At 73.4% G+C, this 25,885-nt stretch carries 18 protein-coding genes; 9 read left to right on the top strand and 9 right to left on the bottom strand.

What is annotated here, in order from left to right; all coding sequences use genetic code 11:
- The 9 genes from xrtA to HEQ75_RS06770 form a co-directional block, all read right to left on the bottom strand.
- Positions 1 to 914, bottom strand: a 914-nt coding sequence (xrtA, locus tag HEQ75_RS06810) for an exosortase A (RefSeq protein WP_168028555.1), incomplete at its 3' end; no start/stop codon positions are given.
- A complete protein-coding gene (locus HEQ75_RS06805) occupies positions 911 to 2,140 on the bottom strand; it encodes a TIGR03087 family PEP-CTERM/XrtA system glycosyltransferase (protein ID WP_168028546.1) in 1,230 nt (409 codons plus the stop codon). The genes HEQ75_RS06805 and xrtA, both read right to left, overlap by 4 nt.
- Complete coding sequence (locus HEQ75_RS06800) at positions 2,140 to 3,171, bottom strand: FemAB family XrtA/PEP-CTERM system-associated protein (protein WP_168028544.1); 1,032 nt, start codon at positions 3,169 to 3,171, stop codon at positions 2,140 to 2,142. The genes HEQ75_RS06805 and HEQ75_RS06800 overlap by 1 nt, the downstream gene beginning before the upstream one ends.
- 3 nt (positions 3,172 to 3,174) lie before the next feature.
- A complete protein-coding gene (locus HEQ75_RS06795; RefSeq protein ID WP_168028542.1) occupies positions 3,175 to 4,083 on the bottom strand; it encodes an XrtA system polysaccharide deacetylase in 909 nt (302 codons plus the stop codon).
- Positions 4,084 to 4,085: 2 nt separating this feature from the next.
- Positions 4,086 to 5,054 carry an AAA family ATPase gene (locus tag HEQ75_RS06790; protein WP_168028540.1) on the bottom strand — a complete coding sequence of 323 codons (969 nt, stop codon included), beginning with the start codon at positions 5,052 to 5,054 and terminating at the stop codon, positions 4,086 to 4,088.
- Between the two features lie 10 nt (positions 5,055 to 5,064).
- A complete protein-coding gene (locus tag HEQ75_RS06785; RefSeq protein WP_168028538.1) occupies positions 5,065 to 6,753 on the bottom strand; it encodes a TIGR03016 family PEP-CTERM system-associated outer membrane protein in 1,689 nt (562 codons plus the stop codon).
- Entirely contained in the window at positions 6,746 to 7,684 is a 939-nt protein-coding gene (locus tag HEQ75_RS06780; protein ID WP_168028536.1) for a P-loop NTPase family protein, read from the bottom strand. The genes HEQ75_RS06785 and HEQ75_RS06780 overlap by 8 nt, the downstream gene beginning before the upstream one ends.
- Positions 7,681 to 9,177 (bottom strand): XrtA system polysaccharide chain length determinant, encoded by a 1,497-nt coding sequence (locus HEQ75_RS06775; protein WP_168028534.1) that lies wholly within the window; start codon positions 9,175 to 9,177, stop codon positions 7,681 to 7,683. The genes HEQ75_RS06780 and HEQ75_RS06775 overlap by 4 nt, the downstream gene beginning before the upstream one ends.
- A 3-nt stretch (positions 9,178 to 9,180) precedes the next feature.
- A complete protein-coding gene (locus tag HEQ75_RS06770; protein WP_168028532.1) occupies positions 9,181 to 9,810 on the bottom strand; it encodes an XrtA/PEP-CTERM system exopolysaccharide export protein in 630 nt (209 codons plus the stop codon).
- 406 nt (positions 9,811 to 10,216) lie between these two features.
- On the opposite strand from HEQ75_RS06770, the gene HEQ75_RS06765 reads away from it, so the two are divergent.
- The 9 genes from HEQ75_RS06765 (at position 10,217) to asnB (ending at position 25,884) form a co-directional block, all read left to right on the top strand.
- On the top strand, positions 10,217 to 11,455 hold the full coding sequence (locus HEQ75_RS06765) for an exopolysaccharide biosynthesis polyprenyl glycosylphosphotransferase (protein WP_168028530.1): 1,239 nt from the start codon (positions 10,217 to 10,219) through the stop codon (positions 11,453 to 11,455).
- Complete coding sequence (prsK, locus tag HEQ75_RS06760; RefSeq protein ID WP_168028517.1) at positions 11,452 to 13,470, top strand: XrtA/PEP-CTERM system histidine kinase PrsK; 2,019 nt, start codon at positions 11,452 to 11,454, stop codon at positions 13,468 to 13,470. The genes HEQ75_RS06765 and prsK overlap by 4 nt, the downstream gene beginning before the upstream one ends.
- Positions 13,467 to 14,855, top strand: coding sequence for a PEP-CTERM-box response regulator transcription factor (gene prsR, locus HEQ75_RS06755; protein ID WP_168028515.1), 1,389 nt, complete (start codon positions 13,467 to 13,469; stop codon positions 14,853 to 14,855). The genes prsK and prsR overlap by 4 nt, the downstream gene beginning before the upstream one ends.
- Positions 14,856 to 14,879: 24 nt before the next feature.
- The gene (gene prsT, locus HEQ75_RS06750) at positions 14,880 to 17,636 is read left to right on the top strand and encodes an XrtA/PEP-CTERM system TPR-repeat protein PrsT (RefSeq protein ID WP_168028513.1); all 2,757 of its coding nucleotides are present in this window, start codon (positions 14,880 to 14,882) and stop codon (positions 17,634 to 17,636) included.
- Between the two features lie 9 nt (positions 17,637 to 17,645).
- Positions 17,646 to 18,941, top strand: a complete 1,296-nt coding sequence (locus tag HEQ75_RS06745) for a putative O-glycosylation ligase, exosortase A system-associated (protein WP_168028511.1) — start codon at positions 17,646 to 17,648, stop codon at positions 18,939 to 18,941.
- Positions 18,942 to 19,095: 154 nt separating this feature from the next.
- A complete protein-coding gene (locus HEQ75_RS06740) occupies positions 19,096 to 20,352 on the top strand; it encodes a glycosyltransferase (protein WP_209318382.1) in 1,257 nt (418 codons plus the stop codon).
- The gene (locus tag HEQ75_RS06735) at positions 20,343 to 22,427 is read left to right on the top strand and encodes a hypothetical protein (RefSeq protein ID WP_168028509.1); all 2,085 of its coding nucleotides are present in this window, start codon (positions 20,343 to 20,345) and stop codon (positions 22,425 to 22,427) included. Before HEQ75_RS06740 ends, HEQ75_RS06735 begins: the two co-directional genes overlap by 10 nt.
- A 282-nt stretch (positions 22,428 to 22,709) precedes the next feature.
- Positions 22,710 to 23,786, top strand: coding sequence for an NAD-dependent epimerase/dehydratase family protein (locus tag HEQ75_RS06730; RefSeq protein ID WP_328733475.1), 1,077 nt, complete (start codon positions 22,710 to 22,712; stop codon positions 23,784 to 23,786).
- Positions 23,787 to 23,976: 190 nt separating this feature from the next.
- Positions 23,977 to 25,884, top strand: a complete 1,908-nt coding sequence (gene asnB / locus HEQ75_RS06725) for an asparagine synthase (glutamine-hydrolyzing) (RefSeq protein ID WP_168028505.1) — start codon at positions 23,977 to 23,979, stop codon at positions 25,882 to 25,884.
- The last annotated feature ends 1 nt before the right edge of the window (position 25,885 follow it).

The raw sequence follows: 25,885 nt of genomic DNA, 5'->3' as shown, positions 1-25,885 counted from the left end.
GCCGCCACGGCCAGCCCGCCCGACGCCGCCGGGCGCGGCCCGGCCCGCGGCGCGGCGGCGGGCGCGCCGTCCTGCCGGAAGGGCAGCCCGGCCACCACCAGAAGCAGCAGCACCACGGAGAAGAACACCCAGCCATACACCAGATGATCCGCCGCCGCGGCTTCCGCGCTGCCCAGGTAGTGGCCCAGCAGCACGATGCCGAAGGCGCGCACGCCATTGGCCAGGATCGGCACCAGCAGCGCCAGCAGCATCACCAGCAGCCGGCGCCCGGGGCTGCGGAACATCACCAGCGCGTACAGCGCGCCGAAGGCCAGGGCGGCGATCAGGAAGCGCAGCCCGGCACAAGCCTCCGCCACCAGGAAGGTGCCGGCGGGAATCTCGATCACCAGCCCATCCGCGTAATGCGGAATCCCCCATAGCCGCAGGCCGAACAGGATCATCCGCAGCGTGATGTCCTGCAGCAGCGGCGTGGCGAATTCGCCGAAGGGCACCAGGAACACCAGGTAGGCCAGGGGGGCCGCCATCGCCAGCGCGATGCGCCAGCCCAGCACCGCCGTCACCAGCACCCAGACCAGCCCGACCAGGACAAGCTGCCGCCCCTCCATGATGCCCAGCCGTTCCGCCATCAGCCAGGCCAGTGCGCCGGCCAGCGCCGGCAGCGCCAGCAGCGGTGCGGGAAGCGGCACCATCCCCGCCAGCCGGGCACGCCGCTGCCAGGCCAGCCACAGCGCGATCGGCAGCACCAGCCAGCAATGGGTATAGGCGGCGGAGCGGTCCCAGGTGGCGATGGCCGCCGCGATCTCGGCCCGGAAGCCAATGCCGAGGGCCAGCAGCCCCAGCCCCAGCCCGGCCAGCGGCACCGTCCAGGCCTGCCGCGCCGCCTCCGCCTGCCGCGCCGTCAGGGCGATGGTCATGGCAGCGCCTCCTCCACACGCCGCCCCTGGGCGGGCTGCATCACCGCATCCAGCCGGCGCAGCGTCGCGTCCCAGTCATGCGCCTGCTTCACCGCCAGCCGCGCGCGGGCGCCGAGGCCGGGATGCGCGCCGTCCAGCACCTGGCGCACCGCCGCCGCCATGGCCGCCGCGCCCTCCGCCACCAGGATGTCGCGGCCCGGCAGGGCGCGCACGCCCTCGAAGGCCTCGGGCGAGGCCACCACGGGGCGGGCCATCGCCATCGCCTCCAGCACCTTGTTCTGGATGCCGCGGGCGATGCGCAGCGGCGCGACGGCCACCGCCGCATGGGCGATCCAGGGCTGGATGCGCGGTACCGCGCCCGCCACGCGCACCCCCGGCCTCGCCGCCAGCGCCCGCACGGCGGGGGCGGGGTTGGCGCCGACGATGTGGAACTCCACGCCCGGCACGACGCCGACCAGAAGCGGCATCACCCGTTCGGCGAACCAGGCCACGGCTTCCACATTCGGGCGGTAATCCATGGTGCCGGTGAAGACCAGCGCGCGCGCGCCCGGCGCATAGGGGCTCTCGCCTGGCTGCCCCGGATCGAAGGCGGACAGGTCCACGCCATTGTCCACATGGTCCACGCGCGCCGCCGCCTCCGGCGCCACGGCGCGGAACTGCGCGGCCTCGGCGGCGGAGACGAACAGGGTGCGGTCGAAATCCGCTGCCGCGCGGCGCTCGAAAGCCTGCAGCGTCCGCGCCTCCCGCGCCCAGACGTGGCGCATGGGCGGCCGCGCATCGGCGGCATAGGCGCGCCATTTCTCGGAATCGACATCCACCATGTCGAGCACCCGCAGCGGGCCGCGCAGGCCCATCGCATAGGGCGCCATGGCGGAGGAGTAAACGAACACCGCCTGGTGCCGCCGCGCCGCCAGATGCGCCCGCGTCCAGTCCCAAAGCCCCTGCTCATGGAACCAGCCGAGGCTGAGCGGCTGCCCCGGCCGGCAGCGCAGCAGGGCGCGCAGGCCGGCCTGGCGGCGACTGCCGGTGGGCCGCGCGAGCACGCTGGCGCAGCGCCCCTGCAGCACCGGCAGGTGGCGCAGGTCGGCGGGGTCGTCCACCAGACAGCCGAGATCCACCGCCCAGTCCCGCGCCAGCCGGTCCAGCATATGCCAGGCGCGGATCTTGTCGCCCTTGTCCGGCGGGTAGGGGATGCGGTGGCACAGGAACAGCAGGCGACGGGCCATCAGCCCAGCCCCCGCACGATCCGCGGCCCCAGCAGGTTCGCCACCTGTAACGGCAGCCGGCGCCAGGCGGCGATCATCAGCCTGAACTTCGGGTTGGCCGGGTTGTTCTCCGCCAGCGTCGCGCCCTCTCGCAGCTGGTAGCAGTAATGCAGCGGCTGCGCCTCGAACCCCCAGTTGCGCTTGAAGTCGAAGGCGCCGGTGCCGGCCTTGCTGCGGCCGAAGTCGAACAGCCGCGCGCCGCGTTCCGCGCCCGCGCGACGCATCACCTCCCAGTACAGGAAGTCGTTCGCCGCCAGGTTGCGCGCCGCCGGCGTGCCGCCGCCGTAATAGGGCAGCACCTCGTCGCGGAAATGGAAGTTCAGCACGGCAGCCACGGGACGGTCCTCGTGCAGCACGGTGGTCACGTCGTGCGCCGCCGGGAAGGCCTCCCCCAGCAGGCGGAAGTACCGCGCCGAGAACACCGGCGTGCCGAGGGCATGCACCATCCGCGCATAGACATGGTGCAGCGTGCGCGTGTCCTGGTTCGCCACGCTGCGCAGGCCGTTGGCGATGCCCTTGCGCACCATGGCGCGCTGCTTGCGCGGAATCGCCTTCATGTCCGCCTCCGCCTCGCCGGTGATGGCGCGGCGGAAGGTGTGGTGCAGCGCCGGGCGTTCGTCCCAGCCAGCATCGGCCGCATCGCGGCGGCGGAATTCCAGGCAGGGCACGCCGGTGCGGCGCATCAGCTCCCTCGCGTGCGATTCCAGCGCCTGCGCGGCCTCCGGCGTCGCGCTCACCGGCCCGCCATAGACGCAGAAGGGCGTGGAGATCAGCGCATCGCCGAACAGCAGCGTGCGCATCCGCGCCAGCGGCAGCACGCCGACGATCGCGCCGTCCTGCTCGGCATAGACGTAGTGCGTGCGATGCCCGAAGGCGCGCTCGATCACCCGCCGCCAGGGCGAGAGGTGGAAGAAGGTGGCCTCCGGCGTCGCGCGCACGAAGGCGTCCCAGGCGCCCGAGGCGCCCTGCTCAAGCTCACGGATTCGCAGCATGGGTCAGCCTGCCATCGCGGTCTGCGGCAGCGCCGGTTCCGGCTCGCCGATCTCGGCGGCGAAGACATCCGCCATGCTGGCCCAGGCGAAGTCTCGCAGCAGCCGGTCCAGCCGCGGCACCATGCTGTCCAGCCCGGTGTAGTGGCGGAAGCGCGACAGGCGCCTCGCCTGCCAGACGCGCGGCTGTTCCGGGTCCACCTCCCACGGGTGGAAGTAGAAGATGCCGGGGCGGCGTTCCACCTGGTTCACGCGGCGCAGCCCGGCCTGGAACAGCCGATAGGGCACCAGGCGGAACCAGCCGCCGCCCGAACAGGGCAGGGAGCGGCCGAAGGCGCGCACCGTGGTCATCGGCAGTTCCACCACGCCGTCCGGATGCGGCCGGTGCGGCCCGCGCGGCGCGTCCGGCGCCCCGTACAGGTCGTGCTTCACCGGAAACACCGAGGAGGAGTAGCGATACCCCTCCTCCGCCAGGATCGCATGCGCCCAGGGCGTGTGCGGCCCGATGGAGAAGGTGGGCGCGCGGTAGCCGTGGACGGCGACGCCGCCGGCATCCTCCAGCAGCCGCCGGGCGCGGCGGATGTCGGCGCGGAAGGCCTCCGCGCCGATCGAATCCACCCGCTCATGGCCATGGCCGTGGCTGGCCAGTTCATGCCCGGCAGCGACGATGCGCCGCACCAGCGCCGGGTGGCGCTGCGCCACCCAGCCGAGCGTGAAGAAGGTGCCGCGCACGCCGGCCTCGGCGAAGCGTTCCAGCACCAGTTCCGTGTTCGCCTCCACGCGGCACGAAAGCCAGTCCCATTCCTCGCGCGGGATCGCCTCCGCGAAGGCCTGCACCTGGAACCAGTCCTCCACGTCCACGCTCATCGCATTGATCGTCTCGCCGGCATCCGCCGGCGTGATCCTGCCCTGCATGTTCACCGATGCGTCCTCCGCCCACCGCCGAAGAGTTCGGCCATCTGCTGGAACACCCGCTCCCGCCGGGCCGTCAGGCTTTCCAGCGCCTCGATCCGGTTTTCCATCTCGCGCAGCACCGCGCCCGCCTCGGGCGCCGGCAGGCCGAAGATCGGTGGCGCCATGCCGCCGCCGAGATCCTCCTCGAGCTCGATCGCGGTCGCCTCCACCAGGGGCACGGAGAGCACCTCCGCCCGTTCCAGCGCGGCGCCGAGCAGCACGCGGGAACACAGCCGGTTGATGCGGCGCGGTATGCCCTCGCTGTGGTGGTGCACCAGGTCCAGCGCGGCGCTGTCCCAGCGCGGATGATCCAGCCAGCCCACCGCGCGCATGCGGTGCTCGACATAGGCGTGGGTCTCCTCACGCGACAGCGCGCCGAGGTGGTAGCAGGCCAGCACGCGCTGGCGCAGCTGGTCCAGGTCCGGGCTCGCCAGCGTGCGCCGCAGCTGCGGCTGGCCGAGCAGGATGGTCTGCATCGGCGCCTGGCCGCCTTCCGTCACGTTGGACAGCATGCGCAGCTCCTCCAGCGCCGGCGGCGCCAGGCCCTGCGCCTCGTCGACGATCAGCAGGTAGCGCCGTACGCCGTTGCGCAGCGCGGTGCTGATGCCGCGCAGCACGGCGGCCTTGTTGCCCTCCGGCTCCGCACCGAAGGCATCCGCCACCAGCCGCAGCAGGTCGTCGCCCGCCACCTGGGTGGTGGAGACGCGGGCGATGGCGAATCCGTTCGGGTCCAGCTGGCTGCACAGCCGTTCCACCAGCGTGGTCTTGCCGGCGCCGACCTCCCCGGTCACCACGACGAAGCCCTCGCGCTGCGCGATGCCGTAGAGCAGGTGCGCATAGGCACGCCCATGGACGGAGCTTTCGTAGAACAGGCGGTGGTCCGGCGTCATCTGGAAGGGATGCGCGCGGAAGCCGTAGATCTCGCCTAGCATCGCGTGCCTCCTAGAAGGTCTGCCGAAGTCCGATGAGGATGAAGTTCTGCACCGCCCGCCCGTCCTGGTCGTCATAGTCGCGCAGGCTGGTGCCGACCTGCACGGTGGCCGTCAGCTTCTCCCGCAGCTGGTGCACCAGGCTCAGGCTGGCCGCCGCCGTGCTGCCGTCGCCGCGCAGATCGCTGCTGCTGCGGCCGTACTGGACATAGGCGATGGCATCCGTGCGCGGTGTCAGGCTGTGCGACCAGGTGAAGCTGGCGGAGGTGCCGCGCTGCGCGAAGCCGGTGCCGCCCTCAGCGCTTGAGACCGGGATGCGTTCCTCCCGCGTCACTGTCAGGGCGAAGATGTCGCGCGGCCAGGTCTGCACGATGCCGAGTGACGCCGTGCGCACCCGCGCCAGGTTGTTCTGCGTGCCGAGCAGCGAGCCGGAGAAGGGCCGCGCTTGCGGCAGCCCGGTCTGCAGGTCGATCGGGTTGCCGAACCGGTCGAGCGAGGTGGTGGAAAGCAGGTCCGCCGCCTGCTGCGCATTCGTCGTCAGCTGCTCCCCATAGCGGGCGGAAAGGCGGGTGCGGCCGCCGACGGGCACGGAGGCATCGAGGCTGAAGGCGTTGACGCCGTCACGCCGGCCGTAGCGCAGCGTGACGCGGCCATCATTGGCCAGCGTGAACTGCACGCCCACGGCCCAGATCGGCTCGTCGATCGCGATACCCGGCGTGCCGGCATAGCGCTGCTGTTCGTAGCCGCCTTCCACCAGCACGGCGACGCCGCGCAGGATGGCGTAGCGGGCCTGCAACGTGCCGATCCGGCGATAGGCATCGTCCAGCACGCCGGTGCCGATATAGCTGGTGGCCTCCAGCCGGCCTTCCAGCGCCAGCCGCCCGAAATCCGGCCCGCTGCGCACCACCGCATAGCCCTGGTGCGCGGTGAAGGATTGCGCCGCATTGCCCAGCGGCGCGCCGTCCAGCCCCGGCTGCACGCCGATCCGCGTATCCTCCCCGCTCTGGTCCACGGACTGGAAGGCATAGCCGATCTGCACCGTCGCCGTGTCGCCGAAGCGGTGCACGATATAGGGCGAGACCTGGAAGCTGGTGGTCTGCAGCACGTCCCGCTCATCGTCGGACGCCCCGTCGCCGGCGGCCCGCCCGCCGCTGACGCTCTGGAGGCTGGACGCGCCGCGCAGGTCGAGGAAGACCACGCCCGGCACCACGCCGACCAGCGCCTGGCCGTTGAAGCTGTGGTCCAGCCGGTTCTGCTCGCTGTCATCGGCGTAGAAGCGTGCGGTGGGCCGATAGTTCAGCACCCCCTGCAGCCGCGCCGTATCCGCCGAGACCAGCAGGCCGGGCGTGACGGTGGTGATGACATCGGCATGCTTGCGGGTGGCGCTGAACTCGGCATTGTCCGTCGCCAGCGCCTGCACACCGATGCTGGGGACGATGGTCCAGGCGCGGTCGGGCTCGGCCGAAGCGGCCGGCGTGCCGGTGATCGGCAGGCCGAAATCGCCGAGGCGGATCGGTGGGGCTGCGGGCTCCGCCAGCGGCGTGCCGGTGGCCTCGGCCTCAGCCATGCGCGCCGCCGCGCGGGTCTGCGGCAGGGATCCAGGGCCGGTTTCGCCCGGCAGCGGCGGCGCGGCGCTCTGCGCGGCAGCGCCGCCGGCCGCCAGCGCCAGGGCCAGGGCGAAGGGCGGCAGGGCGCTACGCATCGGCGGCTTCGCCGAAGCTGTCCGCGCTCGACATGCGGCTTTCGTTCAGCACCAGCTGCAGCACCGGGCAGGCTTCCAGGACGTCCAGCGCCGCTTCCACCGCGTCGCGCTGCGTGATCTCCGCCCGCACCACCAGCATCACCTGGCCGACGGTGGCCGCCAGCGTCGGCGCATCGGCGGATGCCAGCGCCGCCGGCGCGTCCAGCACCACCACATGCCGCGGCAGGGCCAGCGCCAGGGCGCGCAGCGCGCCGGCCAGGGCGGCGCCGCTCGGCGCCCCCTCCCCGGCCTGCCGCGCGCCATGCGGCAGCACCGTCAGGCCGGTGATCGCCGTGCTGCGCAGCAGCAGCGAGACGGACTGCCCCGGATCCCGCGCCAGGGCCCGCAGGCCCGGTGCTTCGCCGACGCCCATCCGCCCGGTCAGCGCACCGTCGCTGCCATCCACATCCACCAGCACCACCGGATGCCCGGTGCCGGCGGCCAGGCTGGCGGCGATGTTCAGCGCGATGAAGCTCTTGCCTTCCGCCGGGCGGGCGCTGGTCACCAGCACCATCTGCCGGCAGGCGTTGCGCGCCTCCGTCGCGCGGTTGCGCGCCGCATCCGCCGCCGGCATGGCGCGCAGCACCTGGTGTTGGATCAGCGTCAGCTCCTCCGCCAGCCGGCTGCGGACCTCCGCCGCCGGGTCGAAGGCGAGGCCCGCGGCGCGCAGCGCCTCCATGTCGATGGCAGGCGGCGGCGCGGCGGCGGCCACCGGCACGCTGGCGAAGCTTTCCGTGTTGGGCCGCCTCGCCTCGCGCAGCGGCGGCGGGTCCGGCGCCAGCGCCTGGGTGGCCAGCGTGTCCGGCGCCAGCCGGTCCTCGCCGCGCAGGGGCCCCATCGCGGCGACGGCGCGCTCGGCCAGGTGGCTGCGCGGGGCGGTGAAGCCGGTCATGCCAGGAGCATCCTTGCGATGAGGCGGGGCGCATCCGCGAGCACGGCGCCGAAAGCCACGAACAGCAGCGCCAGGCCGGAGGCGAAGCCGATGCCGGCCAGCACCCGGGGCCGGCGCGGCGGCGCGGAGATGGCGCCGAGCACCGGCAGGCCGATGCCGCGCAGGTCCTGCACGGAATAGAAGCGGCGGTCGAACTGCATCATCAGCAGCACCAAACCGACACCGGCGCCCAGCCCCAGCACCAGCACGCCGGCCGAGAGCAGCAGGCGGTTGGGGGAGACGGGCTGCGTCGGGCTGGTCGGCGGGTCCACCACCTCCAGCCGCACGCGGTCGGAACTGTCGCGCGCCGCGCCGGCCAGCTGCAGCGATTCACGCCGCGCCAGCAATTCCTCATAGTTGCGCCGCAGCACGGTATAGTCGCGGTCCAGGTTCTGGAACTGCGCCTGCACCTGCGGCGCGCTGCGCGCGATCTCCTCCAGCCGCTCCACCTCCGCCGTGCCCTCGCGTTCCTGCCGCTCGAGCGAGGCGATCTCCGACTCGGCGTCCACCAGGCGCAGGCGCATCATCTCCAGCGCCTGGTTGGCGGCGGGCGCCGCGGCGCGGGTGGTGGGGCCGCTGCCGCCGCTGGCGCGGGCCGCGGCCACGGCGCCCAGCGCCGCGCGCACATCCGGATGCGCATCGGTGAAGCGCAGCCGCAAGTCGGACAGGGTGCGCTGCGCCGCGGCAAGCTGCGGATTGCCGCCGCCGGTGACGATGGGCGCGGGGGCTTCCGCCGCCGTCCCGATCTGCGCCCGCGTCAGCTCCCGCCGCCGCCGCGCATCCTGCAGTTCGCCCTGTACCTGGGCCAGCCGCAGGCGTGCGGCTTCGAGGCGCGAGGCACCGCCGAGCTGGTCGTTCGGCAGGATGTCGATGTAGCGCGTGCGGAATTCCGCGCGCCGCCGTTCCGCCTGGCGCAGCTGCACCTCGTAGGACGCGATCTGCTGGGAGACGAAGCTGCGGGCGCTGTCCATCTGCTGGCGGTCCGTCACCGCGGCCGCCTCCATGAACAGGTTCAGCGCCGTCTGCACCACGGCATGGGCGATGCGCGGATCACGGTCCTGGAACTCGATGGTGAACAGGTTGCGCGTCTGCGTGCGGATGCGGATCTCCCGCGCCAGGCGGTCGAGCATGGCCTCGCGCGAGGCCGGGTCGTGCACCCGCTGTTCGAGCGGCGTGCGGGCGACGATCTTCTCCAGGTTGGGGCGCGAGAGCAGCGTGCGCTGCAGCGTCTCCACCTGCCCGGCCGGGGAGCTGTCGATGGCGATGCCGCGCAGCAGCATGCCGAGGATGGCATCCGCATCGGCGTAGATCCGGGTGGTGGAGGCATACTGGTTGGGGATCAGCGTCACCCCCGCCCAGCCGCCCAGGCAGACCACCCAGGCCAGCGCAAGCGCACGCCAGCGATGCCGCGCGCCGGCCGCCAGCACGCGGCGGAACAGCCCGTTCAGGTCCATGGGTCAGAACCAGCCTTGCGGGATCACCAGCGTGTCGCCCGGCTGCATCGCCATGTCCTGGCTGATGTCGCCGCCGCGCAGCAGGTCGTCGAGCCGCACGGGAATTGCCTGCGGCACGGCGCCGCCGGGCGGGCGGCGGATGATTTCCGCGCGGTTGCCGGCGGCATAGCGCGTCAGGCCGCGGGCGTTGATCATCACGTCCAGCACGCTCATCCCCTCGCGGTAGGGGATGGCGAGCGGCTGCGTCGCCTCGCCGATCACCCGGATCTGGCGGTTCGGCTGGCCGACGAAGGACCGCACCATCACCGTCACGTTCGGATCGATGACGAACTCCTTCAGTGCCTCCTCGATCGCGCGGGCCAGTTCGGTGGGCGTGCGGCCGGCGGTGTCGATGTCCGGCACCAGGGGCAGCGAGATGCGGCCATCCGGGCGCACTGGCAGATCCGCCGCGCCAAGCTCCGGCGCGCGGTAGACGAAGACGCTCAGCGTATCGCCCGGACCGATGAGGTAGCGGCTGGCCGCAGCCTCCGTGCCGGTGGTGGTTGCCGGCTGCAGGCCTTGCGGCGCGGTGCCACACCCGGCGAGTCCGGCCGCCAGAAGGGCCGCGATGCCTGCGAAGCGGAAGCTGTTCATGCCGATGGCCCCTGCTGAACTGCGGGCACGCCCATCGCCGCGACAAGCTGCGAGGAGTGCGCCATTTGACGGCGAGAGCGATACAAAAGCGCGCTCCACAAAGCCATCTAAAATTACGGTTGCGGTTTTTGCTTCTGGCGAAAACAAAGTATAATTGATTTATCTCGATGAAAAATTTCGGTAAATTTGCAGTCTCTGTTTTTATTGAGCGTAATTTCGTCCCATTCGTGTCTGCTTCATCTCATTTACAATCTTTTGTGATTATTATTCGGATCACAGACGTCGATCATTCCCGCATTATGCTGATCGACGAGGGGCAATTCCCATGACAAATCTGTTCGGTCACAGCGTTCGATCTGAAATCTTCGCGCTCTGCGTGGGCGAAGCTGGCGCTGTCTTCCTCTTTGTGTTCGCCCTCCTGCTCGGTGCCGGCCCCTTTGGCCCCGCCGAGGGCGCGCTGGCCGCCGCCGCACTCGCCGGCCTGACCGCCGGCGCCGCGCTGCTGGTTGCCGGCGCCGTCGGGCTCTACGAACCCGCCACGATCGGCGGGCTTCGCTCCACCCTGGTGGCCGGCCTCGCCGGCACCACCATCCTGCTCCTGCTGGCCGTGCTGGCGCTGCAATTCACCGAAGGGCATGGCGTCTCCCCGGTGCAGCGGCATGCCATGATCTCGGTCATGTTGGGCACCGCGGCGGCCATCACGCTGACGCGACTCGGTTTCTCCATGTTGCGCCCGCCACTGCGCCGGGTGGCGCTGCTCGGCGAAAAGCCGGTCTCGGAGCGCGGTTTCCAGCCCTTCGAGGTGCTGCTGTCGCTGCCGAAGGCCGAAGCCCTGCTGCCGGCGCTGCAGCGGGGCCGGCTGCGGGCCTGGCGCATCTGGGCCGTGGTGGCGCCGGGCCCCGCGCCCATCCCGGCCGCCACGCGGCAGGATTGCGCCCGCGCCGGGCTGCAGGTGTTCACCGCCGCCGAATTCGCCGAGCACGGCCTGAACCGGCTCGACATCGAGGCGCTGCCGCAGGGCTGGATGGCCGGGGCCAAGGCGGCCCATACCGGGCGTGCGGAAGCCGCGCTGCGCCGCGTGCTGGACATCGTGATCGCCGGCACGCTGCTGCTGGCAACGCTGCCGCTGCTGCTGCTGACCATGCTGGCCATCAAGCTCGACAGCCGCGGGCCGGTCTTCTACCGGCAGGAGCGTGTCGGCCTGAACAACCGCGGCTTCATGCTGTTCAAGTTCCGCAGCATGGTGACGGATGCGGAAGCCGGCGGCGTGGCGCGCTGGGCGATGCGCGGCGACCCGCGGGTGACGCGCGTGGGCCGCATCCTGCGGCTGACGCGCATCGACGAGATCCCGCAGGCGATCAACGTGCTGCGCGGCGACATGTCCGTCGTCGGGCCGCGGCCGGAACGCCCGACCTTCGTGACGCAGCTTGGCGAGATCATCCCGCACTACCACGACCGCGCCGTGGTGAAGCCCGGCATCACCGGCTGGGCGCAGGTGAACTACCCCTATGGCGCATCCGTCGAGGATGCGCGCATGAAGCTCGCCTACGACCTGTACTATGTGCGCCACCGCAGCCTGCTGCTGGACCTGCTGATCCTGCTGGGCACCGTGCGCGTGGTGCTGTTCCAGGAAGGCGCGCGGTGACGGCTGCCGCCTCCTCCGCCGCGCATGGCGTGGCGGCCGCGCTCTGCCTCGCCTGGGTCGTGCTGATCCTGGCGGCGGGGCGCGGCCGCGCGGGCTATGGCGCGGCGCTGGCGGCGGCGGCGGCTTCGGCCTGGGCGGCGGCGGTGGCCTGGCAGCCGGCGGCGTCGCTGGCCGGCCTGCCCGGGGCGCTGGAGGTGCTGCGCAGCGCCGTGTGGCTCGGCGTGCTGCTGGTGCTGTCGCACCGCCTGGGCGGCGGCGCGGCGCGGCGCCAGGCCTGGCGCTTCGGCGCGGTGGGCCTGGCGGCGACGCTGCTGGCGCTGCTGCCGGTGCCGGTGCTGCCGACGCTGGGCTCCCCCGGCCTGCTGGCGCGGCTCGGCCTGGCGCTGCTGGTGCTGCTGGTGGCGGAAAACCTGTTTCGCAACGCGGACCGCGCCGCGCGCTGGCACGCCATCCTGCCCTGCCTGGCGCTGGGCGGGCTTTCGGTGTTCGACGTGCTGCTGCACGCCGATGCGGCGCTGCATCGCGGCTATGCGCCGGCGCTGCTGGATGCGCGCGCGGTGCTGACGGCGCTCGCCCTGGCGCTGCTGATCCTCTCCGCGGCGCGCGACCGGCGCTGGCGGCAGAACCCGCCGGTCTCGCGGGAGGTGGTGTTCCACGGCGCCACGCTGGTCCTCGCCGGCACCTTCCTCACCGGCGTCGGCGCGGTAGGCGAGGGGCTACGCTACCTGGGCGCGGGCTGGGCGGGCGCGGCGCAGGCCAGCCTGCTGGCGGGCGCAGTGCTGGCACTGGCGGTCGCCGCCTCCTCCGCCTCCATGCGCTCGCGCCTGCGCCGACGGGTGGTGGACCATTTCTTCACCGCGCGCTTCGACTACCGCGCCGAATGGCTGCGTTGCGTCGCCACCCTGTCGGCCCATGATGCGGAGGCGGAGAGCCGCGCCATCACCGCCATCGCCGACCCAGTGGACAGCCCCGCCGGCGTGCTGCTGCTGCGCGATGCGGAAGCCGGGCCGATGCGCTGGGCCGGGTCCTGGAACCGCCCCGTGGCCGATCTTGCCCTGCCGCCCGACCATCCGCTGCTGCAGGCGACGCAGGACGGCACGCGCATCGTGACCGAGGTGCCGGCCGGGCTGGCCCCAGGATTGTCACCGGCGCTGGACCCGCTGTGGCTCGCCGTGCCGCTGCGCCACCATCGCGAAGGGCTGCTGGGCCTGGTGCTGCTGGCGCCGCCGCGCGCCGCCTTCAGGCTGGATGCGGAGGCCTTCGACCTGCTGCGCGCCGTGGGCCGCGAGGTGGCGATGTTCCTGGCCGAGCGCCGCGCCGCGGAACGCCTGCACGACCAGCGCGCCCTGGCCGAGCACGCGCAGCGCTTCGCCTTCGTCGCGCATGACGTGAAGAACGTGGCGAACCAGCTGACGCTCGTGCTGCGCAACGCCGAGCACAACATGGCGGAGCCCGATTTCCAGCAGGACATGCTGCTGACGGTCGGCGCCGCGGCACGCCGCATCACCGCGCTGATCGCCCGGCTGCGGGAGCCGGAGGCGGAGGCCACGCCCGCCCGCATCGCGCCGCTGGAGACGGTACGGGACATCCTGCGGGAGGTCGCGCATCCGGTGCAGCTGGACGCGCCGGATGCCGACGCCGTGCGCATCGCCATCGCGCCGGACCGCTTCGCCGCCGCGCTGCGCCACCTGCTGGACAACGCCATCGAGGCCTCCCCGCCCGGCGTGCCGGTGCGCCTGGCGCTGCGCCGGGAGGGCGGGCGGCTGGTGCTCGACATCGTCGATCGTGGCCCGGGCATGACGCCGGCATTCGTGCGCGACCGTCTGTTCCGCCCGCTGGTCTCCGGCCGCACCGGCGGCAACGGCATCGGCGCCTGGCAGGCGCGCGACCTGCTGCGCGGCGCCGGCGGCGACCTGGAGGCGATGAGCCGCCCCGGCGCCGGCACCACCATGCGCCTGACCCTGCCCTGCACCGACGACAACGCGACGAACCGGTTGAAGGAGATCGCGGCATGAGCAAGCCGAAGCTTCTGGTGGTGGAGGATGACCCGGGCCTCTGCGCGCAGTACCGCTGGGCGTTTCCCGCCTGCCGCGTGGTGATCGCCAATGACCGCCGCCAGGCGGAGGCGATGGCGAAGCGGGAACAGCCGGCGATGGTGCTGCTGGATCTCGGCCTGCCGCCGGATGCCGAAGGCGTGGCGGAAGGCTTCGCCACGCTGGCCGCGCTGCGCGCCCTCGCGCCCGGCCTGCCGGTGATCGTCGCCAGCGGCCAGGGGCAGCGGGAGACGATGCTGAAGGCGGTCGCGCTCGGCGCCTATGATTTCTGCGAGAAGCCGGTGGATCTCGACGTGCTGCGCACCATCCTGGACCGCGCCCTGCATGTGCGCGCGCTGGAGGAGGAGAACCAGCGCCTGGCCGCCGCGCCGCGGCCCAGCCCGATCGCGGAGATCGTCACCGCCGACCCGGCCATGCTGAAGCTGTGCCGCAGCATCGAGCGCCTGGCGACGGTCTCCGTGCCCGTGCTGCTGCTGGGCGAGAGCGGCACCGGCAAGGAAGCCCTGGCGCGTGCCCTGCACACGCTCGGCCCCCGCTCCGCCAAGCCCTTCATCGCGCTGAACTGCGCCGCGATCCCGGAGACGCTGCTGGAGAGCGAGCTGTTCGGGCATGAGCGCGGCGCCTTCACCGGCGCGGTGAAGCAGGTGACCGGACAGATCGAGGCGGCGCATGGCGGCACGCTGTTCCTGGACGAGATCGGCGACCTGCCGATGTCGCTGCAGGCCAAGCTGCTGCGCTTCCTGCAGGACCAGGTGATCGAGCGCATCGGCGGCCGCACCAGGATCCGCGTCGATGTGCGCGTCGTCTCCGCCACCAACCAGCCGCTGGAATCGCAGGCGGAGACAGGCGCCTTCCGGCAGGACCTGCTGTACCGGCTGAACGCGCTGACCCTGCGCGTGCCGCCGCTGCGCGAGCGCGGCGACGACGCGCTGCTGCTGGCGCGCTGGTTCCTGGCGCGCCAGGGGCCGGTGCAGCAGGGCCAGCGCCGGCTGCGCGGCTTCGACGATGGCGCGCTGGCCGCCATCGCAGCCCATCCCTGGCCAGGCAATGTGCGGGAACTCGGCAACCGCATCCAGCGCGCCGCCCTGATGGCGGAAGGCCCGCTGCTGTCGGCCGCCGACCTGGAACTGACCGAGCCGGAAGAAGCCGGCTCCGGCGAGGAGGATCTGGACCTGCGTGCGGCCCGCGCGCGGGCGGAGCGGGAGATGATCACCCGCGCCCTGGCGCGCTGCAACGGCAGCCTTTCCGCCGCCGCCCGGCTGCTCGGGATCAGCCGCCCGACGCTCTACGACCTGCTGGACACCCATGGGCTCACGGCGCAGCGCGCCGAGCCGACGACGACCTGAAGCCCCGATCGCGGAGCCACCGCCATGACCAACCGTTCCTTGCCGCTCATCGCCCTGGCCGCGCTGCTTGCCGCCGGCCCGGCCCTGGCCCAGACGCCGCAGGACCGCGCCCGCGCGGCGGCGGCACGCGGCGAATTGCGCGCCGCGCAGATCGAATGGCGCAACGCCGCCCGCGCCAACCCGGATGATGCGGCCGTGCGCGCGGCGCTGGCCGCCGCCAGCCTCGATGTCGGGGATGGCGAAACGGCGGAGCGCGAGGCGCGGGCGGCGCTGGAACGCGGCCATGACCGCGCCGCCGGCACCGCGCTGCTGCTGCGCGCCATGCTGGTGCAGAACAAGGGCCGTGCGCTGCTGGCGGAATTCCCGCAGATCGAAGGCCCGCCGGCGCTGGCCGCCCAGGTCGCCGCTGGCCGCGCCCTGGCGCATCTGGCGGCGCGCGACGTGCCGGCGGCGCAGCAGGCCGCCGCCCTGGCGCAGCGCCTGGCCCCCGATGCGGCGGCGGTCGGCATGGCTGCCTTCGCCGTTGCCCTGGCCGGGCAGGATCGCGCCGCGGCGGAAGCCGCGCTGGACCGCGTGCTGGCCGCGCATCCGGCCAACCGGGAAGCGCGCCTGGCCAAGGGCACGATGCTGTTCGAGCGCAACGACCTGGCCGGCGCCATCGCCAGCTTCACCCACGCCATCGAGGCCGCGCCGGGCGATGTCGGCGCCCGGCTGCGGCGGGCGGAGGCCCTGCTGCGCGACGGCAGGCCGGCCGAAGCCGGCGCCGACATCGACGCCGTGCTGGCCAATGCGGCGGGCAACCCCACCGCGCTGTATCTGCGCGCGATGCAGCAGGCGACGCTGAAGGCGTGGCAGGCGGCCGACACCACGCTGCAGCGCATCACGCCGCAGCTCGGCAACTTCCCGGATGGCTACCTGCTGCAGGCGCTGACCAAGGCCGGGCTGGGCCAGCGGGCACAGGCCGAGGATGCGGCGCGGCGCCACGTGGCCCGCGCGCCGGACGACCCGCGCGGCGCCAGGCTGCTGGCCGGCATGGCGCTGTCCGCCGGGCGGGCGGAGGAAGCCGCCGCCGTGCTGGCCCGTGCCACGCAGAACCGCCCGCGCGACGCGGCGCTGTACGACATGCTCGGCCGCGCGCAATCCGCCGCCGGCCGGCCGGCGGAAGCCGCCGCGGCGCTGGAGGAAGCGGTCACCATCGCGCCGCAGGATGCGGCGCTGACCACACGCCTCGCCGTCTCCCGCCTCGCGGCCGACAATGCCGCGGGGGCGGAGGAAGCGGCCCGCCGCGCCCTGCGCCTGTCGCCGGACCAGGCCGGGGCGCGGGAGATCCTGGTTGCCGCCGCGCTCGGGCGTGGCGATCTGCAGCAGGCGGCGACGGAGCTGGAGAAGCTGGGCGGGGCGGCCCGCGACGCCGAATTGGCCGGCGTGCTGGAAGGCACGCTGCGCCTGACGCGCCTCGACCTGCCGGCGGCGCGGGAGGCGTTCCAGGGCGTCGTCACCCGCAAGCCGGACAGCGTGCCGGGGCGGCTCGGCCTGGCCCGCGTGCTGACGCTGCAGGAGGAAGCCGCACAGGCCGTGCCGCTGCTGCGCAATGTGCTGCGCGACAACCCCGGCAATGCGGAAGCCGCGGCGCGCCTGCTGGAACTGGCGCGCGCGCCCGGCCCGGCGGCGGAAGCCGCGGCGACGGCGCTGGCCGAGGCGCAGGCGGCCTCGCCCGGGGCGCCGAACCTGGCGCTGGCCCAGGCCGGGCAGCTGCTGCAACGGCGGGACGCGGCCGGCGCGCTGGCGCTGCTGGACACGCCGGCGCTGCGCAACCAGCGCGGCGCGCGGCTGCCACTCGCCCGGTCCGAACTGCACGCCGCGACCGGGCAGTGGGATGCCTCGGAGACTGCGGCGCGGGAGGCACTGGCCGAGGATCCCACCTCGGTCGCGGCACGCCGGCAGCTGGCCGCGCTGATGCAGCGCCGCGGCGATTCCACCGCCGCCGAATCGCTGCTGCGCCAGGGGCTGGTGACGGCGCCCGGCGACACCAACCTGCAACAGGCGCTGATCGGCCTGATGCTGCAGACCGGCGGGGCGGAGGCGGCGACGGCGGAAGCCGCGCGCCTGGCCCGGCCGCAGGATGCGCCGGACACCGCTCTCGCCCTGCCCGGTGACGTATTGATGAGCCGGCAGAAGCCGGCGGAGGCCGTGGCCGCCTATGCCCAGGCGATGCAGCGCCGGCCGAGCGCCCTGCTGGCGATCCGGCTGGCGAATGCGCAGCGCGCCGCTGGTCAGGCGGAGGCCGCGACCCGCACGCTGGACGACTGGGTTCGCGCCAATCCGGAGGATTTCGACGTGCTCTCGCTGCTGGCGCAGCTCGACATGCTGTCGGGGCGGATGGCACCGGCGGTGGAGCGGCTGCGGCAGGTGGTCGCGGCGCGGCCGGAGGATGCGGTGGCGCTGAACAACCTAGCCTGGGCGCTGGGGCAACAGGACAGGCTGGAGGAGGCGCAGGGCTTCGCGGAACGCGCCTACCACCTGGCGCCGAGCGCGCAATCCGCCGACACGCTCGGCTGGATCCTGGCCCGCACCGGCCGCGCGGAGGCGGCGCTGCCGCTGCTGCGCCAGGCGGTGGCGCAGGGCGCGGGGCCCGCGGCGCGCTACCACCTGGCCTGGGCGCTGCACCACGCCGGGCAGCGCGATGCGGCGCTGGGTGTGCTGCAGCCCGTGCTGGCCTCGGCCGACGCCTTCCCCGAACGCGCCGCGGCCGAAAGCCTGCGCGCCACGCTGACCCGCTGAACCCCCGGCATGCGTGACGCGGTCTTCATGGCGACGATGGCGGGGCTGCTGCCGCTGGCGCTGTTCCGCCCCTTCGTCGGCGTGCTGCTGTGGTGCTGGATCGCCTTCCTGAACCCGCACCGGCTGGTCTACGGCTTCACCACCGCCATCCCCTGGGCGATGGTGGTCTTCGCCGTGGCACTGGCCGGGCTGGTGCTGTCGGGCGAGTTGCGCCGCGCCCGCTTCAACGGCGTGATGCTGATGCTGGTGGTCTTCCTGGCCTGCATCACCGTCACCAGCCTGACGGCGCTGGGCGACCCGGTCGCGGTCTGGGCCAAGTACAGCGCGGTGAGCAAGGTGCTGCTCGGCCTGCTGCTGACCGGCGCGCTGCTGACGGACCGCTGGCGCATCCACGCGCTGATCTGGGTGATGGTGCTGTCGATCGGCTATTTCGGCGTGCGCGGCGGCATCTTCGCGATCATCACCGGCGGCAACTACCGCATCTGGGGCCCGCAGCAGACGATGATCGAGGACAACAACCACCTGGCCGCGGCCATGCTGGTGACCCTGCCGCTGATGAACTACCTGCGCCTGCAGTCGCGCCACGCCCTGGTGCGCACGGGCCTTGCCGCCGCCATGGCGCTGACACTGCTTTCCACCGTCGCCACCTATTCGCGCGGCGCGCTGCTCGGGCTTGTCGCGGTGACGCTGACGCTGTGGTGGCGCAGCCGGCGCAAGCTGGTCTCCGCGGCCGTGCTGGCCGTGGCGGTCGCCGGCGCCATCACCTTCATGCCGCCGCAATGGGCCCAGCGGATGGAGACGCTGCGCACCTACCAGGAGGACGAATCCGCGTCGCAGCGGCTGATGCTGTGGGGCGTCGCCTTTCGCCTGGCGCTGGACCGGCCGATGCTCGGCACCGGCTTCACCGGCACCTACACGCGGTCTGTCGTGGACCGCGTGGCGCCGGAAGCGCCGGCGCGCGCCATCCACAGCATCTGGTTCGAACTGCTGGCGGAGCAGGGCTTCCCCACCTTCTTCGTCTGGTGCGGCATCATCCTGGCCGGTGCCTGGTATGCGCAGGCGCTGGTGCGGCGGGCGCGCGGCAGCTCGGCGTTGCGCTGGGCCCATGACCTCGGCCGCATGGCCCAGGTCTCGCTCGTCGCCTACCTGGTCAGCGGCACCTTCCTGTCGCTCAGCTACTGGGACTTCCTGTGGACGCTGCTGGTCGTCATCGGCGCGGCGCATCTGCTGGTGCGGCAGGAATCGGCCGCCGCCGCGCCGGTACGCCCCTGGGCGGATACCCGGCCGCGCTGGAGGCCGGCATGAGCCGACACGGCCCGATGATGGAGATGCGGCATGGACGGCCTGTTCTTCCTGGCCTCGCTGCTGGGCTTCGCCTGGCTGTGCGTCTGGTCCGCCCGGGCGAAGCCGCCCGACAAATGGGGCTGGTGGCCCTTCGACATGCGGGAGGAGATCGCCCATGACATCGCCGGACCAGACCCTGCTGAGCCCGCTGCAGGCCGGGCCTCCCGCCACGGCCCGGCCGGGCCCCCGCCCCGCCAGCCGCCCGGCGCTGCGCCTGCTGACCTTCAGCACGCTGTTCCCGAACGCGGCGCAGCCGAACCATGGCGTCTTCGTCGAAAACCGCCTGCGCCACCTGATCGCCAGCGGTGAGGCGCGCAGCCTGGTGCTCGCGCCCGTGCCCTGGTTCCCGCTGGCGCGCAACCGGCCGGCCGGCGTGGCGGCGCAGGAGGTCCGGCACGGCCTGACCGTGCTGCACCCGCGCTTCGTCGCGCCACCCGGCCTTGGCATGTACAGCGGCCCCGCCGCGCTGTTCGCCAGCGCCAGGCGGGCGCTGGCGCGGCTGCTGGCCGATGGCCACCGCTTCGACGCCATCGACGCGCATTATGTCTACCCTGACGGCGTCGCCGCGGTGCGGCTGGGCCGCGCATTCGGCCTGCCGGTGGTGATCACCGCGCGCGGGTCCGACATCTCCCAATTGCCGGACCACGCCATGCCGCGCCGGCTGATCGAGCGCGCGATCCGGGAAGCGGATGCGCTGATCGCCGTCAGCGTCGGGCTGAAGGACGGGCTGGTGGCGCTGGGTGCGCCGGCCGGCAAGGTCACCGTGCTGCGCAACGGCGTGGACCTGGAGGCCTTCCGCCCGACCGGGACCGGCGCCGCGGTGCGGGCGGAATTCGCCCTTGGCGACGGCCCGCTGCTGCTGTCCGTCGGGCACCTGATCGCGCGCAAGGGGCACCACCACGTGATCCGCGCGCTGACGCGGCTGCCGCCGGACATCGCGCTGCTGATCCTGGGCGAGGGGCCGGAACGTGCGGCGCTGGCGGCGCTGGCGGCGCAGCTGGGCGTGGCCGGGCGCGTGCACATGCCGGGTGCGCGCCCGCATGCGGAGCTGCCGCGCTTCTACGATGCGGCGGATGCGCTGGTGCTGGCCTCGGCACGGGAAGGCTGGGCGAATGTGCTGCTGGAATCGATGGCCTGCGGCACGCCCGTCATCGCCAGCCCGGCCTGGGGCAGCCGGGAGGCGGTGCGCGCGCCGGCCGCGGGCCTGGTGATGCCGGAGACGACGCCGGAGGCGATCGCCGTCGCCGCCCGCCGCCTGCTGGCCACGCCGCCCGGACGGGCCGCGACCCGCGCCTATGCCGAGGGATTTTCCTGGGACGAGACCACCGCCGGGCAGCTGGCGGTGTTCCGGGGGGTTCTGGCATGCGCCTGACCCGGCGCGGATTGGCGGCGGCGGCGCTGCTGCTGCCGGGCGCCGCCTGCGCACAGGCGCGTGGCGCCGGCGGTGCGGCCGGGCTGGTGACGGCGCCCACCATGCCCTGTGCGGATCGGCCCGGCGACATCGTCGGGCTGCTGCTTGAAGGCACCGGCGCGCCCGGCGCCAGCATCCTCGGCTTCGGCCAGGCCTTCCGCCCCGGCGACCTGCCGCGCGGCGCTGCGCTCGGCGCCCGGCTGGCGGATGGCACGCCGCTGCGGGTGCAGGCGGACATCAAGACGCGCCACGCCGATGGCTCCGCCCGCATCGTGCTGGTGGCGCTGGCCGCGCCGCCGCTGACGGAAGGCGGCACGGCCGGGGTGGTGCTGACACGCGATGGCGCGCCGCCCGGCCCGGCCTTCGACGCGGCGCCGATCCTGGCCCGGCGCAGCGCCATCCTGCACCTGGCGGACCAGCGCTTCGACCTGCTGGCGGCGCTGCGCCACGGGCTGGCGCAGGGCGCCTGGCGCCGCGGCCCGCTGTGGCTGGAAGGCCGGGTGGAACAGCCGGTGCCGCTGCGCGGCGTCACCTCGCTGCGGCTGGTGGCGGATGTGGCGCTGCGCGCGGATGGGGAGATGCGCGTCGATCTCTGGCTGCGCAACGATGGCGCGATGCAGCCCGGCGGCGGCGCGGTGGGCTATGCCATGCGCCTGCTAATCGACGGCAGGGAAGCCCTGGCGGCGGAGATTCCGCGCCAGCACCAGTACACCGGCTGGGGCAGGCTGGTCGCCACCGGCGGGCCGCCGCCCTTCCCCCGGCACGATGCCGCCTATCTGGCGGAGGCCGGCGCGACGCCACGCTACGACCTGACCACGGGGGTGCAGGCGCGGCTGCTGAACCAGCTGGCCGCGCGCACCGCCACGCCGGCGTGGGCGGCGCCGCTGGGCGCGCGCCACCTGGCGCAGCAGATGGGCCAGTCCGGCGGCCGGCCGGATATCGGGCCGATGACGCAGTCCCAGGCGGCTTGGCTGCAGACCGGCGACCCGCGCGCCGCGGCCTATGCGATGGGGCAGGCGGAAGCCGCCGGCAGCATCCCCTGGCATGTCTGGGACACGGCGGAAGGCCGCTGGCTGGACACGCAGCGCTGGCCGAGGCTGTGGACCGACCCGCGCGGCGGCACCCCGCCCCGCGGCCTGGCGCAGCCGATCCCCGGCGATACCGGCTGGACCCTGGCGCCCTCGCACCAGCCGGACCTGAACACCCTGCCCTGGCTGCTGACCGGCCGCCGCGCCTGCCTGGACGAATTGCTGGCGCAATCCGCCTGGTGCGTCGCCGGCCGCTGGCCGCTGCGCCGCGGCGAGGCTGGGCGGCCGGGCCTGGCGGAGGGGGTGAATCTGGTGCGCGGCAACCAGGTGCGCAGCGCCGCCTGGCTGATGCGCCAGGTGGGCAATGCCGCCTGGGCCGGGCCGGATGGCAACCCGACGGTCGCGTGGCTGCGCCAGGTGGAGGCCGCCAACTGGGCCTGGCTGCGCCAGCAGATCCCCGCCTGGACCCGTGCGCAGGGCGAGGCGCATGGCTGGATTCCCGGCGAGTACGGGGAGCCGGGGATGCTGCCGCCCTGGCAGCAGGACTATTTCGCCTCCTCCGCCGCCGCCGCCGCGCGGCGCGGGCAGGCGGATGCGCGGGCGGTGCTGGGCTGGATGGAGAATTTCCTCGCCGGCCGCTTCCTGGCGGCGGCGGAAGGCTTCCCGCCGCATGATGGCGCCGCCTACCTGCTGGCGGTGAACGCGGACCCGGAGGCACGGGCACCGCTGCGCAGCTGGTCCGCCATCGCCGCCGCGATGCGGGAGAAGGGCATCTCCAACGGCGAGGGCTGGCGGCGTTCCCAGGGCGACTACGCGCAGCTTGCGCTGCAGAGCCTGGCGGCGCTGTCCGACGTCACCGGCTCGGTGGAGGCGCGGCGTGCCTATGGCTGGCTGGTGGAGGCGGGGGCGCCCTACACCGCCATCGCCGACTACCAGCGCAACCCGGCCTTCAACATCACGCCGCGCGACCGGCCCCGCCGGCCCGGGCTTCGGCGCGGCTGCCGCTGACAGACCGTTTGGCGACAGGGGCCGGTCGGTTCGGCGGCATTCTCAAAGGGTCTCTGGGGCCCGCCGCGGAGGTTTTCCACATCCTGCGAAGTTCCAACCAAAATAAGCAATTTACTTCAGATGCAATTGAATCAACCAAATTAACCTTGGTGCAAACCGGATAATTACCATACAGTTTATCAATAACATGAGAACCAATAATCCGAACCGTCTCTTTCTGTTGGTTTTATGATTAAGATGTCCGCATGGAAACGGTGCGGTAGTCCAGTGGCATTACTTCTCGTGACAGGCGGTTGCGGCTTCATCGGTTCGCATCTCTGCGCCGCCCTGGTGGCGCGCGGGGATGAGGTCCGGGTGCTGGACGACCTCTCGACCGGCTCCCGCGCCAATCTGGCCCCGGGCGCCAGCCTCCTCGTCGGCAACGTGGCGGACCCCGCCACCGTGCGGGCGGCGATGCAGGGGGTGGATGGCTGCTTCCACCTCGCCGCCATCGCCTCCGTCGCCCGCTGCACGGAGGCGTGGCTGGAGACGCACCGCATCAACCTCTCCGCCACCATCGCGGTGCTGGACGCGGCGCGGGCCGGCGCCAACGGCCCCATACCGGTGGCCTATGCCTCCTCCGCCGCCATCTACGGGGTGCCGGAGCTGGTGCCGCTGGACGAGGACGCGCCGGCCCGGCCGCTGTCCGCCTATGGCGCCGACAAGCTGGGCTGCGAGCTGCATGCCCGCGTCGCCGGCGTGGTGCATGGCGTGCCCAGCGTCGGGCTGCGATTCTTCAATGTCTACGGGCCGCGGCAGGACCCGCGCTCCCCCTATTCCGGGGTGATCTCCATCTTCTGCGAACGCCTGGCGCGGGCACAGCCGATCGCGGTGCATGGCGATGGCCGGCAGACGCGGGACTTCGTCTATGTCGCCGATGTGGTCGCCGCCCTGCTGGCGGCGCTGCCGGCGGCGCGTGCGGAGGCACCCGTGTTCAATGTCTGCACCGGGCAGCCCACCTCGCTGCTGGAGCTGGTGGCGAGCATCGGGCGGGTCTGCCGCACGCCGCCGCAGGTCAGCCACCAGCCGCCACGGCTGGGCGACATCCGCCATTCCGTCGGCTCCGTGCTGCGCGCCCGCCAGGCGCTGCAGCTGGCGCCGCCGGTCGCGCTGGATGACGGGCTGGCGCAGGTGATTGCCTGGCTGCGCGCCGGCAGCCCCGGGCTGGCGGATGCCGCCCTGCCGCGGGCCAAGCCGCGGCCACGCCGGCTTCAGCCGAAGACCCAGCCGAGGAACACCCCCACCACCAGCCAGGAGGCGACGGACAGGCCAAGGATGACGGCGAGGGACGCCCGCCAGGACCAGCGACGCGGCACCTAGCGCGCCCCCCCGGCGCCGCCGGCCCGCCTGGCACCCAGCACCGGGCCTGCCCCTCGGCCACGCTGCCGCACCGTCCCGCGCCTCCACCGTTGCCATTGTCAGATTGATGCCGGCCCAGGCCGCCCGCAAGCGCAGCGCCGCGGCGGATCATCCGCGAGCCCCACGGCTCGACCACCAGGAGTAGCCCCGCATGTGTGGCATCGTCGGCCTGTTCCACCCGCTTGACCCGGCAACGCCCGACCAGCGCGTCCTGCACCGCATGGCGGAGGCGGTGCGCCATCGCGGGCCGGATGGGGAAGGGCTGCATGCCGAGCCGCATCTGGGCTTCGGCCACCGGCGGCTCGCCATCGTCGACCTCGCCGGCGGTGCGCAGCCGATGGCGACGGAGGATGGCCAGGTGGTCATCACCTTCAATGGCGAGATCTACAACCACGCGGCCCTTCGCCAGACTCTGGAAAGCCTGGGCCACCGCTTCCGCACCCGCTCCGACACCGAGGCGATCCTGCTGGGCTGGCGCGCCTGGGGCCTGGGTGTGCTGGACCGGCTGGACGGCATGTTCGCCTTCGCCCTGTGGGACCGCGGGCGCGGCGAATTGCTGCTGGCGCGCGACCGGCTGGGGGAGAAGCCGCTGCACTACGCCCGCACGCCGGGCGGCGGCTGGGCCTTCGCTTCGGAACTGGCGCCGCTGCTGGCGCTGCCCGGCGTGGCGCAGGGGCTGCACCTGCCGGCGCTGGAGGATTTCCTCGCGCTCGGCTACGTGCCGGACCCGCACAGCATCCACGCCGGCATCCAGCGCCTGCCGCCGGCGCATGCGCTGCTGCTGCAGCGCGGGCGGGCGGAGCCGGCGGCGCTGTACCGCTACTGGCAGCCGCCGATCCGCGCCGCCCAGGCCACCGAGGGCACGGCGGCGGAACTGGCGCGGCGGCTGGACACGGCGGTGCGCGACCGGCTGATGGCGGATGTCCCGCTCGGCGCCTTCCTGTCCGGCGGGCTCGATTCCGGCGCCGTCACCGCGCTGGCCGCCCGTGCGCATCCGGGGATCGAAAGCTTCACCATCGGCTTCGAGGGGCCGGACGATGAAAGCGCCATCGCCGCCGAGGTCGCCGCGCGGCACGGCACCACGCATCGCGCCCAGGCGGCGATTGCGGACTACCTGGCCGCCGCGCGCGGCCAGGCGGCGCTGTTCGGCGAGCCCTTCGGCGACCATTCGGCGGTGCCGACGCTGGCCGTCTGCACCCTGGCGCGCAAGCATGTGACGGTGGCGCTGTCCGGCGATGGCGGGGACGAGGTGTTCGGCGGCTACCGCCGCTACCGCTTCCACAGCCTGGCGGACGGGGTGCGCCGGCTGCTGCCGGCCGGCGTGCGGCGGCAGGTGATCGGCCGGCTGGCCGCCGCCTACCCCGCTCTGGCCCGCGCGCCGCGCTGGCTGCGCGCGCGCAACACGCTGACCGAGCTCAGCCTGGACAGCGCGCTGGGCTACTACCGCACCGTCTGCAAGCTGCATGCGGAGCGCCGACGCGGCCTGCTCTCCGCCAGCCTGCGCACGGCGCTGGACGGCTACGACCCCGCCGCGCGCTTCCCCGCGCTGATGGCGGAATGCGACCCGGAGGACCCGCTGCTGCAGGCGCAGTACGCCGACCTGCACAGCTACCTGCCGGGTGACATTCTGACCAAGCTGGACCGCACCAGCATGGCCGTGTCGCTGGAGGTGCGGCCGCCGCTGCTGGCGCATCCGCTGGTGGAATGGGGGCTGGCGCTGCCGGCGGCGCAGAAGCTGCGCGGCGGCATCGGCAAGCAGGTGCTGCGCCAGGCCATGGCGCCGCTGCTGCCGCAATCGGTGCTGGGCGGGCCGAAGCGCGGCTTCGCTCAGGGCCTGGCCGGGCAGTTCCGCGACCGCGCCGATGCCGTGCGCGCCCGCCTGACCGGCGAGGCGATGCTGGACAGCGGGTTGTTCGACGCCGCGGCCCTGGGGCGCCTGGTGGACGAGCATGCGGCCGGCCAGGCCGACCACGCCCAGCCGATCTGGCAGATGCTGGTGCTGGAAGGCTTCCTGCGCGGCACCGCCCAGCCGGCGGATGCCGAGATGGCGCAGGCCTGAC

The organism is Falsiroseomonas selenitidurans (genome assembly GCF_012103215.1).
Classification (GTDB): Bacteria; Pseudomonadota; Alphaproteobacteria; order Acetobacterales; family Acetobacteraceae; genus Falsiroseomonas; species Falsiroseomonas selenitidurans.
This window is presented reverse-complemented; position numbering and strand designations above follow the sequence as displayed.

Excerpts from the sequence above, each read along its gene's own strand:
- HEQ75_RS06790 (WP_168028540.1), bottom strand. The coding sequence starts at position 5,054 with ATGCTAGGCGAGATCTACGGCTTCCGCGCGCATCCCTTCCAGATGACG.
- HEQ75_RS06770 (WP_168028532.1), bottom strand. The coding sequence starts at position 9,810 with ATGAACAGCTTCCGCTTCGCAGGCATCGCGGCCCTTCTGGCGGCCGGA.
- asnB (WP_168028505.1), top strand. The coding sequence starts at position 23,977 with ATGTGTGGCATCGTCGGCCTGTTCCACCCGCTTGACCCGGCAACGCCC.
- HEQ75_RS06805 (WP_168028546.1), bottom strand. The coding sequence starts at position 2,140 with ATGGCCCGTCGCCTGCTGTTCCTGTGCCACCGCATCCCCTACCCGCCG.
- HEQ75_RS06740 (WP_209318382.1), top strand. The coding sequence starts at position 19,096 with ATGACATCGCCGGACCAGACCCTGCTGAGCCCGCTGCAGGCCGGGCCT.
- prsR (WP_168028515.1), top strand. The coding sequence starts at position 13,467 with ATGAGCAAGCCGAAGCTTCTGGTGGTGGAGGATGACCCGGGCCTCTGC.
- HEQ75_RS06800 (WP_168028544.1), bottom strand. The coding sequence starts at position 3,171 with ATGCTGCGAATCCGTGAGCTTGAGCAGGGCGCCTCGGGCGCCTGGGAC.
- HEQ75_RS06745 (WP_168028511.1), top strand. The coding sequence starts at position 17,646 with ATGCGTGACGCGGTCTTCATGGCGACGATGGCGGGGCTGCTGCCGCTG.
- prsT (WP_168028513.1), top strand. The coding sequence starts at position 14,880 with ATGACCAACCGTTCCTTGCCGCTCATCGCCCTGGCCGCGCTGCTTGCC.
- HEQ75_RS06785 (WP_168028538.1), bottom strand. The coding sequence starts at position 6,753 with ATGCGTAGCGCCCTGCCGCCCTTCGCCCTGGCCCTGGCGCTGGCGGCC.
- HEQ75_RS06775 (WP_168028534.1), bottom strand. The coding sequence starts at position 9,177 with ATGGACCTGAACGGGCTGTTCCGCCGCGTGCTGGCGGCCGGCGCGCGG.
- HEQ75_RS06735 (WP_168028509.1), top strand. The coding sequence starts at position 20,343 with ATGCGCCTGACCCGGCGCGGATTGGCGGCGGCGGCGCTGCTGCTGCCG.
- HEQ75_RS06780 (WP_168028536.1), bottom strand. The coding sequence starts at position 7,684 with ATGACCGGCTTCACCGCCCCGCGCAGCCACCTGGCCGAGCGCGCCGTC.
- HEQ75_RS06795 (WP_168028542.1), bottom strand. The coding sequence starts at position 4,083 with ATGCAGGGCAGGATCACGCCGGCGGATGCCGGCGAGACGATCAATGCG.